General features: G+C 39.6%; 18 protein-coding genes and 1 tRNA gene. 6 read left to right on the plus strand and 13 right to left on the minus strand.

Going from position 1 to position 19,968, the window contains the following annotated elements; all coding sequences use genetic code 11:
* Positions 1–438: 438 nt before the first annotated feature.
* The 8 genes from ACFSFY_RS15515 to ACFSFY_RS15550 form a co-directional block, all read right to left on the minus strand.
* Complete coding sequence (locus ACFSFY_RS15515) at positions 439–1,629, minus strand: glycine C-acetyltransferase (protein WP_381539590.1); 1,191 nt, start codon at positions 1,627–1,629, stop codon at positions 439–441.
* Between the two features lie 137 nt (positions 1,630–1,766).
* Positions 1,767–2,834, minus strand: coding sequence for a hypothetical protein (locus ACFSFY_RS15520; protein WP_381539592.1), 1,068 nt, complete (start codon positions 2,832–2,834; stop codon positions 1,767–1,769).
* Between the two features lie 153 nt (positions 2,835–2,987).
* Positions 2,988–3,656, minus strand: a complete 669-nt coding sequence (locus ACFSFY_RS15525) for a YczE/YyaS/YitT family protein (RefSeq protein ID WP_381539594.1) — start codon at positions 3,654–3,656, stop codon at positions 2,988–2,990.
* Positions 3,657–3,742: 86 nt separating this feature from the next.
* Positions 3,743–4,234: a Cys-tRNA(Pro) deacylase gene (ybaK, locus tag ACFSFY_RS15530; protein WP_381539596.1), complete on the minus strand. Its 492-nt coding sequence runs from the start codon at positions 4,232–4,234 to the stop codon at positions 3,743–3,745.
* 769 nt (positions 4,235–5,003) lie between these two features.
* Complete coding sequence (locus ACFSFY_RS15535; protein WP_381539598.1) at positions 5,004–5,618, minus strand: hypothetical protein; 615 nt, start codon at positions 5,616–5,618, stop codon at positions 5,004–5,006.
* A 127-nt stretch (positions 5,619–5,745) separates the two neighbouring features.
* Positions 5,746–7,911, minus strand: coding sequence for a DNA topoisomerase III (locus ACFSFY_RS15540; RefSeq protein ID WP_381539600.1), 2,166 nt, complete (start codon positions 7,909–7,911; stop codon positions 5,746–5,748).
* A 146-nt stretch (positions 7,912–8,057) separates the two neighbouring features.
* Positions 8,058–8,621, minus strand: coding sequence for an NADPH-dependent FMN reductase (locus ACFSFY_RS15545; protein WP_381539602.1), 564 nt, complete (start codon positions 8,619–8,621; stop codon positions 8,058–8,060).
* A 32-nt stretch (positions 8,622–8,653) separates the two neighbouring features.
* Positions 8,654–10,579, minus strand: a complete 1,926-nt coding sequence (locus ACFSFY_RS15550) for a cation:proton antiporter (protein WP_381539604.1) — start codon at positions 10,577–10,579, stop codon at positions 8,654–8,656.
* A gap of 131 nt (positions 10,580–10,710) precedes the next feature.
* Between ACFSFY_RS15550 and ACFSFY_RS15555 the strand changes: the two genes are divergently transcribed.
* Together ACFSFY_RS15555 and ACFSFY_RS15560 are read left to right on the plus strand one after the other, a co-directional pair.
* Complete coding sequence (locus ACFSFY_RS15555; RefSeq protein ID WP_381539606.1) at positions 10,711–11,775, plus strand: PseG/SpsG family protein; 1,065 nt, start codon at positions 10,711–10,713, stop codon at positions 11,773–11,775.
* 24 nt (positions 11,776–11,799) lie between these two features.
* Complete coding sequence (locus ACFSFY_RS15560) at positions 11,800–11,985, plus strand: SE1832 family protein (protein ID WP_381539607.1); 186 nt, start codon at positions 11,800–11,802, stop codon at positions 11,983–11,985.
* Positions 11,986–12,106: 121 nt separating this feature from the next.
* On the opposite strand, the gene ACFSFY_RS15565 is transcribed toward ACFSFY_RS15560, so the two are convergent.
* Both ACFSFY_RS15565 and ACFSFY_RS15570 read right to left on the minus strand, forming a co-directional pair.
* Positions 12,107–12,652: an RNA polymerase sigma factor gene (locus ACFSFY_RS15565; RefSeq protein ID WP_381539608.1), complete on the minus strand. Its 546-nt coding sequence runs from the start codon at positions 12,650–12,652 to the stop codon at positions 12,107–12,109.
* A gap of 150 nt (positions 12,653–12,802) precedes the next feature.
* Positions 12,803–14,038 (minus strand): hemolysin family protein, encoded by a 1,236-nt coding sequence (locus ACFSFY_RS15570; protein WP_381539609.1) that lies wholly within the window; start codon positions 14,036–14,038, stop codon positions 12,803–12,805.
* A 166-nt stretch (positions 14,039–14,204) separates the two neighbouring features.
* Here ACFSFY_RS15570 and ACFSFY_RS15575 point away from each other — a divergent pair, with 166 nt between their 5' ends.
* On the plus strand, positions 14,205–15,602 hold the full coding sequence (locus ACFSFY_RS15575; protein ID WP_381539611.1) for a dipeptidase: 1,398 nt from the start codon (positions 14,205–14,207) through the stop codon (positions 15,600–15,602).
* Positions 15,603–15,832: 230 nt separating this feature from the next.
* On the opposite strand, the gene ACFSFY_RS15580 is transcribed toward ACFSFY_RS15575, so the two are convergent.
* On the minus strand, positions 15,833–16,414 hold the full coding sequence (locus ACFSFY_RS15580; protein WP_381539613.1) for a nitroreductase family protein: 582 nt from the start codon (positions 16,412–16,414) through the stop codon (positions 15,833–15,835).
* A 168-nt stretch (positions 16,415–16,582) separates the two neighbouring features.
* On the opposite strand from ACFSFY_RS15580, the gene ACFSFY_RS15585 reads away from it, so the two are divergent.
* A complete protein-coding gene (locus ACFSFY_RS15585) occupies positions 16,583–17,431 on the plus strand; it encodes a DegV family protein (protein ID WP_381539615.1) in 849 nt (282 codons plus the stop codon).
* Between the two features lie 75 nt (positions 17,432–17,506).
* On the opposite strand, the gene ACFSFY_RS15590 is transcribed toward ACFSFY_RS15585, so the two are convergent.
* Together ACFSFY_RS15590 and ACFSFY_RS15595 are read right to left on the minus strand one after the other, a co-directional pair.
* Positions 17,507–17,992 carry an amidase domain-containing protein gene (locus tag ACFSFY_RS15590; RefSeq protein ID WP_381539616.1) on the minus strand — a complete coding sequence of 162 codons (486 nt, stop codon included), beginning with the start codon at positions 17,990–17,992 and terminating at the stop codon, positions 17,507–17,509.
* Between the two features lie 163 nt (positions 17,993–18,155).
* Positions 18,156–18,228, minus strand: a tRNA-Ala gene (locus ACFSFY_RS15595).
* 68 nt (positions 18,229–18,296) lie between these two features.
* Between ACFSFY_RS15595 and ACFSFY_RS15600 the strand changes: the two genes are divergently transcribed.
* Both ACFSFY_RS15600 and ACFSFY_RS15605 read left to right on the plus strand, forming a co-directional pair.
* Positions 18,297–19,316: a DUF2804 domain-containing protein gene (locus ACFSFY_RS15600; protein ID WP_381539618.1), complete on the plus strand. Its 1,020-nt coding sequence runs from the start codon at positions 18,297–18,299 to the stop codon at positions 19,314–19,316.
* Positions 19,317–19,407: 91 nt separating this feature from the next.
* Positions 19,408–19,881 carry a YusW family protein gene (locus ACFSFY_RS15605; protein WP_381539620.1) on the plus strand — a complete coding sequence of 158 codons (474 nt, stop codon included), beginning with the start codon at positions 19,408–19,410 and terminating at the stop codon, positions 19,879–19,881.
* Positions 19,882–19,968 lie beyond the last annotated feature (87 nt).

Raw genomic sequence — 19,968 nt, forward strand, 5'->3', positions numbered from 1 at the left:
GATTTTAGACTGCCTTGCACTCCAAGCAACTAAGATTGCACATTGAAATAGATGGGGATCACCCAAAACGGGATTACATTGCTTTAGGGAATAATTGTTTTTGCTCACTTTTTTAATGAGTGGTTTTACCTTAAAGTATAAAAAAGCATCATTTTATTATTCTGCAGGGAACCTCACTTGTTTTCTATTATACTGAACTTATATTCCCCACACTTTCCAGCTGATCGGAGTGCAGATCGGCGACTCCTATGGGATTAGCGTGACTTGGAAGACCCCGCAGGAGTGCGCTTTTCGCGACGAGGAGGCTCACAGCACGCCCCATGGAACGCGTCCGATCGGAACGGAAATCAGCGAGTAGCAACATGAATCTTTAGTTCAGTATATATATATTTTTTTATACTTCACCAACGCCATAAATTGTACAACACTCTTTATTTATTACGAAATAATTCCGAGTTCCTTCCCAACCTTTTCATATACAGAAAGCGCTTCGTCGAGCATTTCTTTCGTATGTGATGCAGTTGGCATGTTACGCACTCGGCCTTTTCCTTTTGCGACTGTTGGGAAAACGATTGCTTTAGCATACACGCCTTCTTCCATAAGTCGTTTTGAAAATTGCTGAGACAGCTTTTCTTCGCCAATGATACATGGTGTAATTGGCGTTTCTGAAGCACCGATATCAAAACCAAGTTTTTGGAGTCCGGCTTTCAAATAATCGCCGTTTTCCCAAAGTTTGTCGTGAAGTTCAGTAGAATCCATAATGATTTGCAATGCACCGATTGTTGCGGCGACATCTCCTGGAGTAACTGCTGTTGAAAAGAGAAATGGACGTGAACGAACTTTTAACCAATCGATGAGTTCTTGTGTACCGGCAACATATCCACCAACAACACCAATCGCTTTGGAAAGGGTTCCCATTTGAAAATCAATTTCCTTTTCGAGTCCAAAATGCTTAACGGTTCCCTTCCCTTTTCCAGTAACACCTGAACCATGCGCATCGTCAACGTATGTGATCAAATCAAATTCTTTCGCGATTTTCACAACATCTGGAAGGTTCGCTATGTTGCCATCCATCGAAAAAACACCATCCGTAATGTACATGACTTTTTCATATAGCCCGGATTCCGTAGCTTCTTTCGCTTTTGCACGAAGGTCGTCCATGTCTTGGTGATTGACACGAATGACTTTAGCACCTGACAAACGGCACCCATCAATGATGGATGCGTGGTTTAATTCATCCGAAAGGATTGCATCTTTTTTATTCATCACAGCTGAAATTGCGGCCATATTACAGTTAAACCCTGATTGAAACGATATTGCTGCTTCTGTACCTTTGAACTGGGCAAGTTTTTCTTCCAAGAGTACGTGTAAATCGAGTGTACCGTTTATTGTACGTACAGCACCCGCGCCTACTCCATATTTATCGATTGCGTCTTTTGCAAGTTCCTTTAAACTTTCATCTGTTGCAAGTCCAAGATAGTTATTTGAGGATAAATTTATAAGTTGTTTTCCACCTATTGTAATTTCCGCACCATTTGGACCTTCAAGGGGATTAATTTCATTATAAAGTCCTTGTTCACGAAGCTCCTTTAAGTTTTCCGTTAAAAATGCATTTAATACTTTTGACAAGGTCATCTTCCTTTCAGACGTTTTCTATGTTTACTTTACCATATCCATTCACGTCAGTAGTAGGATGACCTTTTATAAATAGAACTAATCAAACCGATTTCCATAATATATATGCGCGCATTTTTAGTCAGTAGTTGTTAAAACATTTCCATTAGCAGCCTGGATTTTTCCTCGAAAACACTTTGCTTTATAGCGGAATCCATGGCTGTTTTCAGTTTATTGTTCGCTTGAGCATAGGCTTGCATGTAACCCGTACTATCCAACATTTTCTCTGAATACTGCTCACTGATTTCACGTACCTTTTCCTCTGCGACTTCATTTTCCGCACACATATGAACAAGGTCTAAAATTTCATCACCAGGACGTTCTGGATTATAAGCATGCGGTTTCGTTGCATCGATCAGACAAACCGATAATTCAGGAAAGAGAATGAGATCCACTCCGTTCGGATCTAGTCCACACCATCCATAAAGAACATCAATGCCGCGTTTTTTTGCTTCTAAAGCCAACGCTTTCATTAAAGTGGATTTCCCCGTTCCTGGAAGTCCTTTAATAAGAATACGACGTTCCACTTTTTGAGTAATGGAAGGAATGAAATCACAAGCTCCACCAGACGTTAACGACCCAATGAGTCGATGCGCTTCCGTTGATTTTTTATTTAAGGATATCTTATTAAACAATTCATCCTTAAGAGCAAGAATTGTATTTTCATGGAGTTCCCACATCATTCGCTCAATGTTGAAGGTCTCCCACTCATCGTGAATTATTTTAGCTTCAGAAAGTGATTTCAAGGCTTTCTTTAGAAATCTTTCTGCTTCTGCGAGATTTTTTACAATACATTGATTTTTTTCTTTCAACTTATTTTCATCATACATATCGTAAAAACTTATCACTTTATGTTTTACTCCAATATCTGTAGGTTCAAGTGCAACTGGGTGGGAGGCCTGAACAAATAGTAAGTTGGGCCCTTTTACAAATATTGCATCTGTTTGGTCAGGATTTGTCGGATCCATAAATCGATCGATGTTGAATCCCAGTTTCAAGTAATGTGAACCGGTTTCATTCAACAATTTTGAAATCGAATTTGTCGGGGGGCATTTTATAAAAACTGTTTTTGAAGCAAATGCAATCAGCTCGTCGTATTTATGAGAGATTCCTTGCCCTGTATAAGCCGTCCCCATGTATTGTGTTATTACTCCATACATATAGTCGCCATCCTTTCTATACCTATGAATAGCGTATGCTTGGACAATAAAAAAAAGAAGACTTCTCGTTAATTTCAACGGGAAATCTCCTTGATTTTATAACGTTGCAGTTGTATGAATCATAGTTTTGTCCATTATTTAATATTCGCTTCTTCACTTGTTAGTGGCCGAGGACTTCGCAGGGATAAAATTATACAATACCGAGTCATCCTCTTCGCCAATTACTCTCAACAGCAACTTACGGGAAAGTGGTAGTGAGTAGTGTACGATTTGACCTATGAATAGTGCGATAAACACTGTTCCAATACCTACTGGGCCGCCTAACAACCATCCTAAAATCGCGACAACCACCTCGATTGTAGTTCGCACAGTTTTGATGCCGATGCCAAACTTTTCAACAAATATGAGCATCAGACTGTCTCTTGGACCCGCTCCCATATTCGGTGATACGTAGACGCCAATACCAAAACTTAAAATAATGATGCCGACTATGAATACTATTAGTTGTGCGCTGAACGACTCAAAATCGGGAAGTATCCAGTTGAATAAATCGATAAAAAAACCAAGTAAAATCATATTGAGCCATGTGCCTAGTTTCGGCCACTCTTTGAGCACTAGAGCAGTGCAAAGCACAATGAATAAACCTGTAATAATACTCCATGTTCCTATTGTTAACCCAAAGTTTTTATAAAGGCCAACATGAAATACATCCCAAGGACCTATTCCGAATCGTTGCCCCTTTATTGTCATTGAAATTCCAAGTGCACAGATCATTAATCCCGTCAGGAAAAATGTCCATCTCCATCTTAATATCCTACTCATATGTATCCTTCTTTCTAGTAACGCATTCGTGAAAATTTGCATGCTTATTCATTATAACATGAAGAATGTGTTCGGGAGTCTTGGTCTTATTCTTTTACAATATCATGAAAACTTGCCTTTGAGACTAGCGCAAGTGCTTCCGGTGAGAGTCGCATCTGCAAGCCTGGTAATCCAGCACTTACAATGATTTCGGCATGTAGTTGAGCAGAGTTGTGGATAAATGTTGGATACGTTTTTTTCATCCCGACTGCCGAACAGCCTCCCCGCACATAGCCAGTTTCTTTTGTTAGTTCACTAAGTGGGAGCATTTCGATTTTTTTAATTCCTGCTGCTTTTGCGGCTTTTTTCAAGTCGAGTTCGAGAGCGACTGGTACTAAAAAAACAAATAATTCTTTAGCGTTTGCCCTCGTTACAAGCGTTTTGAATACGATGTCTATAGATTGCCCAGTTTTTTCTGCGACAGAAACACCGTCTACGAGTCCATCGTTTACGTCGTATTCCATGAGTTCATATGCGATGTTTTCACGTTCTAATATGCGTACTGCGTTTGTTTTTTGTTTTCGGTTTTGTTTGCCCATTTTTCGTCTCTCCCTTTTCGTATATTTTCGGGATGTCCCCGCAATCTCGAATGATCTACGCTCTAATCATGATGATGTCCTCTCTTGAAACGAGGATGTCCTCTCAAATCCGGTTTTTGTACCCTCTCGACTGGGATGTCCCCGCAATCTCGGATGATCTACGCTCTAAACATGAGGATGTCCTCTCAAATCCGGTTTTTGTACCCTCTAAAGAGGGATGTCCCCGCAATCCCGAATGATCTACGCTCTAAACATGATGATGTCCCCTCTTGAAACGAGGATGTCCTCTCAAATCCGGTTTTTGTACCCTTTAAAGAGGGATGTCCCCGCAATCTCGGATGATCTACGCTCTAAACATGATGATGTCCTCTCTTTAAACGAGGATGTCCTCTCAAATCCGGTTTTTGTACCCTCTAAAGAGGGATGTCCCCGCAATCTCGAATGATCTACGCTCTAATCATGATGATGTCCTCTCTTTAAACGAGGATGTCCTCTCAAATCCGGTTTTTGTACCCTCTCGAGAGGGATGTCCCCGCAATCTCGGATGATCTACGCTCTAATCATGATGATGTCCTCTCTTTAAACGAGGATGTCCTCTCAAATCCGGTTTTTGTACCCTCTGGAGAGGGATGTCCCCGCAATCCCGAATGATCTACGATCTAATCACATGATGTCACCTCAATCCAAGTTTTTGTCCCCCCAATCGGTTGCGCGCTTGGCCGTGGAAAGTTAAAAGACCACCTTTTGAAAGGCGGTCTTTTGACTTTTATTAGGCCGTTTGTGAGAATTCAGGCATCGTCATTTTAAAGCCGTTTTGTTTCATTTGAGATTGAATAGAGTAGGTTGTGACCGCCTTTTCAAATCGTTCTAAATGAGATGTATCGCGCGCATCATTGTATGTGGATGCGCTAATTTTAGTTTCAATTGCGCTCATGTCTTTAAACTTTTTCGCCATATTGTGAAGAGCAATTTTGGCTTCTGTATACATAATTTCCGCTGATGCTTTTGCGGCAATTTGATAATTTTCTAGTGTTGGCTCTGGTGTTGATATCGCTTCCGATCGCAAGCCTCGCCAAATGTTGATTGTTTCTTCCAACGTTTTTCCAACGGGTAAGGATGCCTGTTTTAATTGCCCCGCGCCGAGTGGTTGGAATGCCTGGTTCTCCGGTTGATTGGGTTGGACTGATTGTTCTTTTCGGTTTGTTTGAACAGTTTCAGTCTCGTTTTTACCGGTGAGTAAAGCCTCCAAATCTTCTACAGTTTTACGATTCTGCCCATTATATTGTATCGTTCGATTGTATGCGTCGTCCGCATTTCTTCGTCGAATAGCATCATAACGTTGCAGTTGATCGTTCATTGAAGCATTGGTCAAAACGGCATTCATGTCACTCCACCTCCCGCACTATAGTTTTCTGAACTATTGAATAACTATACTATACCTAAATTCAGCATGTAAATCAATCATACCTTCACATGATTACATCCACCCGATGGAGGTTTTATATTTATTTTTACTTTTCAAATAGCTTTTTTAAAGCATCTGCCATAGCTGTATTCTCTGGTTCCTCTTGCTTTTTCATAAATTTTTGAACATCGCGTTTATCTGCTTTTTTACCGCCGGAGTTCTCTCTGCGCTTTTCAAATGCCGATAACTTTTCACGATGTCCACATTTACAAACAAAGATCTTCCCGTCGCCTTCACCGCGCAACTCTAACTTCTTTTTACAAACAGGACATCTGGCATTCGTTAGCGTGGAAACATTTTTTCGATGACCACATTCTCGATCTTGACAGACGAGCATTTTACCGCGTTTTCCCGTTACCTCTAAAAGAAGTTTACCGCAATCTGGACATGCTTTACCTGTTACATTATCATGTTTGTATTTTTTTTCATCTGTTTTTATTTCAGTTACAGTCTTTTTCGAAAAAAGAATCATTTCTTTCATAAATGCCGCTTTCTTCATTTGACCGCTTGCGATTTTGGATAATCCTTGTTCCCATTCTGCAGTTAAAGCTGGTGATTTTAAATCTTCCGGAACGAGTTCCAACAATTGTCTACCTTTGGATGTTGTATAGATATCATTCCCTTTTTTCTCCATGACAAATGAACCAAATAAACGCTCAATAACGTCTGCACGAGTAGCAACAGTTCCAAGTCCACCTGTTTCACCTATTGTTTTAATCAGGTCTTTGGATTCGCCTTGCATGAACTGTGAAGGGTTCTCCATCGCACCAAGCAATGTTCCTTCGTTGAATCGTGCAGGCGGCTTCGTTTTTCCATCTGTCATTACAATTGCACGAATTTTTACTTCTTCGCCCTTTGTGAATGCTGGAAGCGTATCGGATTCAACTTCAACATCCTCATCCTGATATACTTTTTTCCACCCGACATCTGTAATCGTCCGGCCTTTTGCATTGAATAGTTCACTTCCAACAGTCAGTTCTGCAATTACTTGATCATAACGAAACGGCCCAAAGAACACAGCAAGAAAACGTTTAACAATCAAGTCATATAAGCGCTTTTCTTTATCCGATAAATCTTGCAGAATCGGAGTTTCCTCTGTCGGTATGATTGCATGGTGATCCGTAACTTTTTTATCGTCAATTACGCCGCGTTGAGGTTTAATCGTTCCTGACCGCAGTAGCATGTTGACTGACTTGCGATAAGGTCCAAGGTCAACTGCCTTTATCCGCTCTTTCAATGTACTTTCCATATCCGAAGTTAGATGCTTGGAATCTGTGCGGGGATACGTAACCGCTTTATGACGCTCATAAAGCCCCTGCAATGTGGATAATGTTTCTTTTGCGGACCATGACCAAAGACGATGTGCTTCTTTTTGCAACTCTGTTAAATCAAATAAGTGAGGTGCTGGTTGTGTTTTCGGTGTTATTTTCACTTCTTTAATCGTTCCAATTTGAACGTTATTTAGGGCCGCCATCCGCTTCTCAATTAATTCTTTATCAAAGGATTGCGTTTGACCTGCTTTGTCTTGCCATGTGAATTTCGCAGTTTCCGTTAATGCTTGCATGCCGTAAAACGGTTTTGGCTTAAAATCACGAATTTGGTTTTCACGCTCTGCAATCATCGCTAGTGTCGGCGTTTGAACTCTACCCGTTGAAAGTTGAGCATTGTACTTCACCGTTAGTGCACGGGTTGCATTTATACCAACGACCCAGTCCGCTTCCGCACGTGCAACTGCAGCTTCATATAAATTTTCATAGGCACGGCCGTCTTTCAGATTGTTGAAACCGTCTTTAATCGCCTTATCTGTGACAGATGAGATCCATAAACGCTTTACAGGTTTTTTGACTTTCGCCATTTCAAGAATCCAACGAGCAACGAGTTCCCCTTCGCGTCCTGCGTCTGTTGCAATTATAATATCTTTTACATCATTTCTTCGAAGTTGCGCTTTTACCGCATTGAATTGCTTCATTGTTTGACGAATCGGCACGAGCTTAAACGGTTCTGGAACAATCGGTAAATGCTCGAGCTTCCATTCTTTAAATTCATTGCCGTACCCTTCCGGATCAGCATGCGTTACGAGGTGACCGAGTGCCCATGTCACTATATAGTTTGTTCCTTCAAGAAAGCCATTTCCTTTTTTGTTACACCCTAAAACTCGCGCAATATCTCGAGCGACTGAGGGTTTTTCAGCTAATACAAGTGATTTAGACATAAGTTAAATAAATCCCCTTTCTACATACATCAATTATACGGGAGATTTAGATGCAATGCATGTCACGCAACTGGTTTTATCACGGGAGCATACAAAATGCGCAATAAAAAATCACCCAACAATTGTTTCATTGGGTGACATCAAAACTATTTCTTAGTATTTGGAACTTCTCTAAGAACCTTGCTCATCTCTGCATATTGAACAAAAACACGTGCCAGTTCCCGAAAACGATCATGGACATCGTTACTACTAATCCGGTTATCGTGATCGAAATCTCCAGCCTGTGTATAAACGTAATTTGGCGTTACCATACATCTAAAGTAATCCAATATAGGTTTTAACTGATATTCCATTACAAGATGATGTTGGTAAGTACCCCCGGTTGCGACAATTGTAACAGGCTTGTATCGCATCGTACTTGGATCTAACATATCCAATACATTTTTCAAAACACCGGGTATAGAACCTTGGAAAATTGGCGACGCAATGACATAGCCATCCGCCTCCTTAAACTTTTGAACGATTTCTTGCATATCTGTATTATATTCGATAAGCGGACGTCCATCGACAATTTGGTGTTCATAATCCTTCAAATTCATGATTTCTAAACTATATCCACAATTTGTTTTCTCTATATAGTTTCGAATAATTTCAAGCATTACTCCTGTTTTCTTTCCAATCACTGTACCGTTAACGAATAATACTTTCATTTAAAAAACCTCCTACTACACAATACCCCTTTTCATTTTGCTGAAATAGGTGCATCACCCGGAATAAAAGATTTCTCTGCTTTTATTTCAGTCGAAAATAACCCCTCTATTTTCTGATGCGGAATCTCAGCTTCTTCGTTCACATCTTTCAATCGTTCTTTCACCCGTTCAATTGTTTTCGTTGGATAAACCAATGCAATAACTGTATCTTCAGCTTCTGCTTTCAGTTCAACTTTTGGTGAATAAAATTCAATGGAGCCGTCTGTGCGGAGTATATAAAGCAAGATTGATGTGTCATCTCTCTCACGCAAGTATTGTGTATAACTATACTGTTTCGTAATAAGTGTTTTACGAATTACATGCCCCTCGTTCATTCTTTCCTCTAAATCATAAATCGATACTGCTGGAGAAAAAAGTAACCGCCCTCCAGTAATTTTATAATTCTTTTCAACATTCGTCTCAAGAGCCGCTGTTTGAAACAAAAATTCACGACCTAGATCAGGTACGAAATCCTCGCAAACATGTGCATTATACGTATCTAAATTCGTCATTGCTAGTATGAATCGATACGGTGTCAAGTCCAAATGATAATCCAGTTGCTCTGAAAGAATATCTCCCACAAACCCGTTAAGCCCAACTTTACGGCTATGCGATAGGCCAGTCCAAGTCTGATCTACGATGAGTACTTCGTTGCCAGTACTCTTAATAGATGCAGCTAAGTCTGCAGCAAAACGGGAACCACCGACTATGAGTACACCCGATTCGTCAGTTATTTGTAAGTTCAATTTTTTAGCAAGAGGTCCTATGGAAAAGCCATGTACAAGAACCGTTGTAAAAACAAGTGCAAACGTCAATGCTGTCAGAATTTCGGCATCTTCGTAACCATGATCTAATAAAATCGTAGCAAAATATCCAGAAACAGTTAACGCTACAATTCCACGTGGCGCGATCCAACCAATAAGTAATTTCTCCCGATTCGTCAGTTCTGTTCCTATTGTTGAAACCCATATCGACAGAGGTCGAACAATAAAGAGCATTACAAGTACATACCACATGATATTCACGTTAAATATTTCGATTAGCACACCTGGATCGAGTGAAGCAGTGAGCATCACAAATATACCCGAAATGAGCAATACCGATATATTTTCTTTAAAGTGTCGAATGTCTTGAATCGACGACAAACGCATATTTGCCATCTTCATTCCCATCGCAGTTACAGCTAAAAGACCTGTCTGCAGCATGATTTCATCTGATAATACAAATGTGAATAGTACAACTGCGAATAATACAGGAGACTTTAAAAACTCAGGCACATTGCCCCGTTCAAACGCAGTACCAAGTATTTTCCCCGAACCCCAACCAAGGAGGACGGCGAAAAAAGATGCAGCAAAGAAAAGTAAGAATGAATTCAATGTAACTTCACTATTTAAGAACTTGAAAAACTCGAAAGCAAATACCGCAAGCAATGCACCAAAGGGATCTACAACAATCCCTTCCCACTTCAGTATCGCCGCGGGACGTGGCTTTAACTTCGCCTGCCTAAGGAGCGGTAAGATAACAGTTGGTCCTGTGACAATGAACAAGCCCCCCATTATAAATGCAACAGCCCATGAAAGCCCCGCGAAATAGTGCGCTGCTAGAGACCCTGCAATCCAAGCAATTACTGCACCTACGGTAACAATTCTAAAAACAGGCTTTCTAAATTCCTTGATTTCGCGGAAATCTAAATTCAAACTTCCTTCAAATAAGATGATTGCAACTGCAAATGTAATAATTGGTTCAAAAAACTCTCCCATACTTTCCTGGGGATTAATAACGCCGAAGATAGGCCCTACAAGAAGCCCAACAACTGACATCACAACAATCGCTGGCATACGGAATCGCCACGCAACCCATTGCGATAATATACCAATTAACACAACAAGCATGAGATTAAATAACAATGACTCAAACAATAAAAGGTCCTCCCTCAGTTGTAAATAATATAAGTTTATCATATAGACAATCTTATTCCATATTTAAATACATATAAACTTTTTTCAGACCATACGATTAAGAGATGTATAAATCGATGGTATGAGGAAGGATGATTCTAATAGACAACAATCATAAGAAAAAAGCAGTCATTCACATTAGTCACTCGGATGGAAAAGGGACATACCCTGAAAGAAGAGCTGAAACAATCGCCCGAGCACTTGAAGGTGTCGAAATCATATTTCTCCGTGGGAATCACTCTCCAGTAGCACCCACCGATTTTAAAACAGTGACAATTGCTCCAAGTTCAACACTGTTAAAGACAATTTCGGAAATAAAACCCGATATTCTTCTGCGTGATACCGGTTCCACTTTACAAGAAGAAGTTGAGAAAATATGTGAAATTGTGCCAACAGTAATCCATTTTGATGACTTTGGGGAGGGTGGAAAGTTTGCGGACATTGTCTTCCAAACACTTTACTCTGAAACAAATGATCAAGTTCCCGATCATTACATCCAGGGAATCAAAAACTTTATTGTTGATGAACAACTTGCATCTTATAAAAATATTGGTCTGAAAAGAAAATTAAGTCAGCCACTTCCACATCTCGTTATTTCATTTGGTGAGGAAGATACAGGTAATCTGTCTTACCGCGCTTTGCGTCATATGCTTCAATTACAAATCCCGCTAAAAGTAACCGTTTTAGTCGGCGAAAACTATAGCCATGACGTAAGCGAACTTCAAATGATGGCCCTTGGTAGAAGAAATACGTTCATTCAAACTTTTCCATTCGATTTACACGAAGCATTCTCTTCCGCTGACATCGTTCTATGCGCATCAGGATATATGCCATTTGAAATAGCTGTAATGGGGATTCCATGTGTCGTTGTCGCGCAAAATGATTTCGAATTGTCTCTCGCCTTCCCAAAAGAACAGCATGGTTTTATTCATCTCGGGACCGGTCGGAAAATAAAACAATCGAGCTTACTAAATGCAATTATGGAGCCTCTTTTACATGAATCACTTAGAAAAAAGGCAATCGCAAGACAAACCGCGCTTGGGCTCGGCAGCGGAAAAGACTCGATTGTAGAAGCAATTTATTACTACCTGGAATACCCCAAACGAAAAACCGGGGGTGAATCCACAGGAAAAAAGACGTCCAACATGCTACAATGAGGAAAAGAGATAGGGGTTTTCTTCATGAATCAAAGACAAGTAGAAAATGCAATCGCTGAACTAAAAATGGACTATATCAATTTACAGGGCGATATCGAAAAACTAGAATCGACCGGAAACGACAGCTTCGTTCATAAGGCCGAACTGCGACTCGCTAAATTAGAAGCAGAACTCGCGGAACTCAATAAAAAACGTGCCGAATTCGAATAATCCAAAGACTGCCCTTCGGCAGTCTTTTTTGAATCCTTTTTTAACTAATGAATCCTGTTACCCGCTACTTTACCATTAAAAATTCCAAACAAAAAAGCATAGCCATAAACCGGCTACACTCTTATGCAATAACATATTCTCTTACACTATTATCCTGCATCATGATTTCCTTCAAATACTTCTTCGCGCGGAACAACCGAGACTTAACAGTACCAATTGAAACCTTCATAAGCTCCGAAATCTCAATCAAGGAATACTGATACACATAGAAATATTCAATCGTTTTTCTATAAATCACATCAAGCTCGCCAATCTTTTGTTGAACAAGAAACTCAATATCATTCTTCTCAAGAAGCTCACCAGGCGTTAAATCTTCACTTGCAACCAAATCTAGAAGCGGAACGTCTAATGTATCAGGCTGATTCATAACATGCTTGCTTCGTCTGACATCTTTCCGATAACGATCCCGAAACGTATTCATACAAATCGTAGTTAGCCATGCTTTCATATGATCCACATCGGTAATTCGGTCCTCATAGCGAACAACTTTAACCCAGACGTCTTGCATGACATCTTCTGCCTCTTCTTTATTACGTGTCAATTTTAAACACAAATGATAAATATAGCGACCATATTCCTCATACAAGCCATCTAGATTTTGTTCCATTGCTAACTCCCCCGTCTCTTACTGTTAATTAACATTATCAGCAATTAACGGGTTTACAGCCATCGTATTCTCTTTCAGCTTACTTACAAATGTGTAAGGAACCTTAACTTCGCAGAAAGCTTCTAGGTAAATCTCTCAAGACAAGGTCTTTTATACTTGCGGCTCCAAGTTTGTAATGGTCATTCGCACAATTCGATTACGTTCCATTTCTTCAATCTCGATACGAAGCTGTTCGTAAGAGAACTTATCACCAGACTCTGGTAAATGTCCAAGCTCCTGCAATACAAAGCCGCCAATTGTCTCATGATCTGTTGGTAACTCAACACCTAACAGCTCCATCGCATCTACAATTTCAAGCCTACCGTGACATGTAAGTACATTTTCGGTTTTTTCATAAATGAGAGCTTCGTCTTCACTGTCTGTTTCATCTTCTATATCTTGTCCAATCATCTCTTCAATAATATCTTCCTGAGTTACAATACCAAGCGTTCCACCGTATTCATCCAATACAATTGCCATATGTTTCTTTTTCGAGAGCATTCTTTTAAAAACCGTCTCGACACTTGCAGACTGAACAACATATAACAAATCGCGGTCGATTAGCTCTCCAAGTGTTTTCTCTGGCGTCATCGACCATTCAATAATCATTTTCGAATAAAATACCCCAATAATGGTGTCCATACTTTCCTCATATACAGGATATCGAGTATAAAAATATTCAAGAATTGTATCACGAGCTTCTTCGTACGTAGCTTCAATCGGCAAACCTATAATATCTGTTCGGTGTGTTTCCAGAACATCTGAAACATCTTTATCTGGAAAATCGAGTATTCCCTTTAGCCGAAGCGATTCAGCTTGCTCAAATGTACCTTCAATAGATGCAATATCCACCATCGATCTTAGGTCATCCTTTGTTAAAGTTGCTTGTGTCACTGTACCTTTTGATATAATCCGTATAAAAATATTTGTAAATGCCGAAAGTAACGATGTGAGTGGTGTTAACACTTTAACGAGAACTGCAATGACAGGAGCTACGACATAAGACACTCTATCTGAAAAAGTTGCAGCTATTGTTTTAGGTAAAACTTCTCCGAAGATAATAATGACTACAGTCAAAACACCAGTAGAAATCCCAACTTTCCAACCACGTTCCAATCCAATCATCGTAACGATTGTCGGCATCATTATATTTGAGATGTTATTTCCGATTAATATTGCAGTAATCATGCGATCTGGCTTCGATATTAATTCCAGCAGCTTTACAGATTGTACATCTCCTTGCTCCGCTCGAAATTGGACTTTCATCCTGTTTACTGCTGTAAGTGCCGTTTCACTTCCAGAAAGAAAAAACGACATTATTAAAAAGAAGCCTAGTGCGATAAACAAGTGCAGTTCCTCCCAGAATAATTGATCATTTCACGTTATTAATTCGCCATATGAGTTTTAAATATCATACCATATCGTTCTATTTCGCGTCTGTAATTCTAACTTAAATTCAAACAAGTCTGCTATACTATTTCCATACAAAAACTTTTTGAAATGAGGGATTGAGTTGGATCATTTACAAGCACTTGATGGTTATTTCAAAGAAAACCGTGACGCACATATTGAACAATTGAAGGACTTTTTAAAAATACCTAGTATTAGTGCATTATCTGAACACAAAAAGGATATGCAACTTGCAGCAGAGTGGCTATTAAAATCTCTCCAAGACGCAGGAATCGAAAATTTAAGTATCGATAAAACGGATGGACATCCAGTCATCTATGGAGATTGGCTTCATGCAGAAGGAAAACCTACAATTCTTGTTTACGGTCATTATGATGTACAACCTGTAGATCCAATTGAACTCTGGGAAAGCGGTCCATTCGACCCTGAAATTCGTGACAACAAATTATTTGCACGCGGAGCAAGTGATGATAAAGGACAAGTATTTATGCACGTAAAAGCGGTTGAAGCGCTTATTAAAGAAACCGGAAGCCTACCTGTAAACGTTAAGTTTTTAATCGAAGGCGAAGAAGAAGTGGGCAGCCCTAGTCTTGAAAAATACATCGAAGAAAATAAAGAAAAACTATCTGCTGATCTCATTGTCATTTCAGATACAGGAATGTACGGACCTGGCAAACCTGCTGTATGTTACGGACTTCGTGGACTTTGCGGCGTTCAAATCGATGTCAAAGGAGCAAAAGGCGATCTTCACTCTGGACTATACGGAGGTGGTGTTCAAAACCCACTCCATGCCCTAGTTGAAGTCCTCGCTTCATTCCGTGATAAAGATGGAACAATAACTGTAGAAGGTTTTTATGACAATGTTCAAGCACTATCGGATGAAGAACGTGCAGCCTATGATGCACTCGGTTTTGACGAAGAAGCGTTAAAAAATGAATTGGAAGTACCAGAGTTGTTCGGTGAAAAAGGATATACACATCTTGAACAGACATGGGTTCGACCAACACTTGAGCTCAACGGTATTTTCGGCGGATTTTCAGGTGAAGGCATTAAAACGGTGTTACCAGCTGAAGCCGGAGCAAAAATAACATGTCGCCTCGTTCCAAACCAAGATCCTGAAGAAATTGTTGAAAAACTTAAAGCACATATCGAAAAACATAAACCCGTCGGAGTCACTGTTACTGTAACCGAATTTGACAAAGGTAAACCATATATCACACCATTCGAACATCCTGCAATTCAAGCAGCCGGTCGATCGTATGAAAAAGTATACAATGTACCAACAGCTTACATACGTGGTGGAGGATCGATTCCAATTGTAGCTGCTTTTGATGAAATCCTGGACCTTCCTGTCGTTCTAATGGGCTTCGGTCTCGCATCGGAAAACTTCCATGCTCCAAATGAACACTTCCACTTGGAAAACTTTGACCAAGGTTTGCGCGTCATTGGCGATTATTACTACGAAATTGCTCATTTTACGCGGGATGAACTTAAAAAATAAGATGAAAGCCGAATCCTTTTGAGGATTCGGCTTTTTTATGGCGGTCTTAAGTCCCGTTTTGCGGATATTATGTTTAAACTGTCGGATATATCGTTGGATGTGTCGGATATAACCCTTTACTTGTCAGATATCCGCATGCGTTTGTCGGATATCACGTCCCAAGTGTCGGATATATTTTTTTACAACAATAAAACCGGATTGCATGTACTAAACGCAATCCGGTTTTTTGTTTATTCTATTTCACGACCGAAATATGTAATGAGTTCAGTCATATCAACTCGTGGACGCGCTTTCGGAGCATTATCAAAATAACCGAATTGCAACATACTAATGATTCTTTCACCCTGTTTTACTCCAAGGTCTGCCCTGAATTTCGGGTTATCCAAAAACGGAGGAGTTTTCCAGCAAGTGCCGATTCCTTTATCCAACGCAAGCAGTTGTGCGTTTTGGATAAACATACTTGCTGCCGCGTAATCTTCTAGTCTTTCTTTCTGACGTGCGTCTTCCGGAACAATTACAAAAACTGCTGCACCGGGACCCGTAAACTTCTTCATTTGTTGCTCTAGCGCATCTTCATCTAGCTCTTTCCATTTAGGCACGCCGTACTCACGAAGTACATCTAAAAACGCAGTGTATTCCCCGCTCGCAGCGACGACAAAACGCCAAGGATTACGGTTTCCATGATTCGGTGCCCATGAAGCATCTTCTAGGATTTCCGCAATATTTTCGGTATCCACTGGCTGTACGTTGAAATTTTTTATTGAACGACGTGTAAGGATTGCATCTCTTACTGATAAGGCTTGTTCATTCATTAACCATTTCCCCTTTTGATGTTCTTTTTTCCATTATACCTTAACTTGTTTTTATTTGCCGATTCCTTGAATTTGAACGAACCAATCATTATTTACAATACTTTCTGATTACTTTTCATGGTATAATATTAATAGTGTGTAAAAACAACTAAAAAGGGGGATTTTATTTTGGCAAAAAAACCAATAGCCTGGATTGTAGATAGTACTGCCTATATCCCAAAAGAACTTCAAGAAAATCCAGACTTCTTTTCGATACCTCTAAATATCCATTTTGGAGAAGACCAATATATAGATGGTATCGATTTAACAGCTGAGGAACTCTATACAAAAATTAGAAACGCTGACCAATTTCCTAAAACTTCGCAACCTTCAGCTGGAGAGTTTGGAGAAAAATATAAAATAATTGCTGAAGACTATGAAGAAGCATTTGCTGTTCATTTATCGTCAAAAATGAGTGGAACGCTCGACTCTTCAATGGGTGGCGCCGAAATTGCTGGGTTCCCTATTACATTTGTCGATTCCCTTCAATTGTCTTACGGAATTACAGGACTCCTCCAACACGGCATGGAAATGCATAAAAATGGTGCAACCGTAGCGGAAATTAAAGTTGAACTTGACCAGATGGTTGGCAGTTGTAACACCTATATTTTAATGGGTAATTTAGAACAGTTATATAAAGGCGGTCGCATGAGTGCTGCACAGTTTTATCTCGGCAGTCTATTAAAAGTGAAACCTATCGTTCACATCAATGCCTCTGGCGAACTAGAACCAATCGCTAAAGTCCGTTCCGAAAAACGTGCTATGCAATATTTGATTGATAAAGTAATTGAGGCACATAAAAATGGCATTCATAAAATCTATCTTATGCAAGGCAATGTTATAGAACAAGCCAATCAATTGAAAAAACTTATTCAAGAACAAGTTCCTGGAATGGAAGTTGAAATTGGTGAAATGAGTTCCGTTCTAGCTGTACATGCCGGAGAAGGTACACTTGCAGTTTTATGGTATGAAAAATAATTCAAAAAGACAGTTCATCTATTTAAAGATGAACTGTCTTTTTCATGTCTAGTTACCAGATGCCTTACATCTTCATCATGAAAAATGGTCGTTAATTTTAAAAAATACATACCTAGCATCTGGTGTGCTTGCATAGGAATCTTTGTACGCCCAATCCCGCTGCCGAACGTTATACGTATGTGCATTGACAAGTGGAACCCCACCCACTTTTGCAGTAACAATTGTTGAATGGTCGTATCTTCCATCGTTTTGAAAATCATAAGAGATCACATCACCCGGTTCAAGTAAATCTGCGGATGCTACCCGTGTCGCAGTCAATCCTTTTTTCGATGTGCCTAAATACCATCTAAGTGAATGAGATGTTGACCAACTTAAACTCCAAGTTCCCCCTTGAACCCACCAACCCTTTTCACGATTTGGATATCCCCACATCGGTGCCCCACCCGCACGTAAACATTGTGATACATAGTTTGTGCAATCTACATCAAATTTCGGATATGCAGGGTTGTAGTCGTTCCACCACTTATTCGCATATTGAACTGCCGCTTCCCTATCGTACATTAAACACAGCCTCCTTTTGACAACTTATGAATGAAAGACGATAGGAATGCAATTTCGGTTGAATAAAAGAAAGAAGTACTTAAATGCAATCGCAATCAACTTCTCAATATTAAACCACAAAAAAGTGCCTCGGAAAAATCCCGAAACACTTTCATCTTACCTATGGAGACTATCGGGCTCGAACCGACGACCTCTTCACTGCCAGCGAAGCGCTCTCCCAGCTGAGCTAAGCCCCCGTTAATTTGGTACAATAAGAAGTATAGCAATAAGTCATTATAAAAACAATAGTCAGGGGGAAGTCGGCATGCAGCACGTTGAAAGAGAAATCACAGCACCCGTTACACTTTGCGACAGCAAGGGATTGCTTAATCCAGAAGCAATCGGCTTTGCTCGGCATCCTTTAATCCAAAGTAATTTAGCGAAAAACTTCATGAAAAAAAAGAAGTGGAATTACTGGTGTGTATACGGAGAAAATCTCATGTTTTCTGCAACAATTAGTCATATTGACTATGCCGTCGTCTGTTTTGTTTATATTTTAGATTATGAAACTCAGCGCTTTTTTGAAAAACAAATAACAATTCCAATGGGGCGATCCGTAAAAATGCCCGAAAATGTTCTTGAAAGCGTTAAATTTACAAATGATAATCTCACCGTTCAAATGTTTCACATTCAGGGAGAGACTCATCTTTCCGTAACAATTCCTGATTTTGATAATGAAATACTACACGCCGATTTACACATCACTCATCCACCAAATGATGAGTCTTTGAATGTTGTAATCCCAAAAAGTCGAAACGTTTTTCAATTCACAGCCAAACACCATACACTTCCAACTTCCGGTTTTGTAAAGATTGGCGATAAAAGATATGATTTTAATCCAGATTATAGTTTTGCTGTGCTTGATTATGGACGTGGTATTTGGCCACGAAATGCAGAGTGGAATTGGGCTATGGCTTCTCAACGACTTGGCGGTCGCAGAATCGGGCTAAACTTCGGAGGAAAATGGACTGATGGTACTGGTATGACTGAAAATGCAGTATTCATCAATGGAGCTATGACAAAAATTCATGAGGATGTTATATTCACTTATGATTCATCTAACTTTATGAACCAATGGAAAATACAAACGAAATTTTCCGATACGGTGAATCTAACATTCACACCTTTTTTTGAACGTGTTTCTGCGACAAACATTAAAATCGTTCGAACTGAGGTACATCAACTAGTGGGGTATTTTGATGGAGAAATACTATTAGAAAACCACTCCAAACTAAAGATTCGGCAAATGCTTGGTTGTTCAGAAGAACACATCGCAAAATGGTGATCTTTTGACTGACAATTCTTTTTTGTTTAATTTCCTTACAAAGAGGTAAAAATAAGAATAGGGAAATTAAATTTGAAAGGCCGTGGAAAACTTGAAAAAGTTTATATTCTTAGGATTTGTTTTGTTGCTCGGAGCTTTAATTGTTGGTGGTTGTGGTAATTTAGGCAAGAATGCAGATAAAGAGAACACAGAAGAGGCTCTTGTTATTCCTGAAAGAGACAAAGTCGGCGGCTCTATAGAGACTGGCGATGGATATGGTTTTAATAAATTCGATCTTGATATTGAAATCGATGGTAAGGATGCAATTGACGCCGAATATGATGTATCGAAAAGTAAGATTGAGGCTGAATTCGAAAATAAGCTTGAAAACGTAAAGCTAAAAGATGAGGAAGCTTTTAATGAACTGAACAAACTTTTCGTCGACATTTTCATAACAAAAGACACTTCTAAACAAGATGTGATCGACAAGATATTAGAGTATTACGGAATTGATATGTATTCAAAGTTTGATTTAGAAATAGATTTCGACGACGGTACAAAACTCGATATTGAAGAAGAACAGTAACTTTTATTTAATGTAAGAAAAACTTTCCCAATAAGTACTAGAGTGTCTATTCGTTATAGATACCCTAGTGCTTTTTAATTTACTTTT

Origin of the sequence: Sporosarcina siberiensis, from assembly GCF_042681925.1 — a bacterium.
Lineage (GTDB): Bacteria > Bacillota > Bacilli > Bacillales_A > Planococcaceae > Sporosarcina > Sporosarcina siberiensis.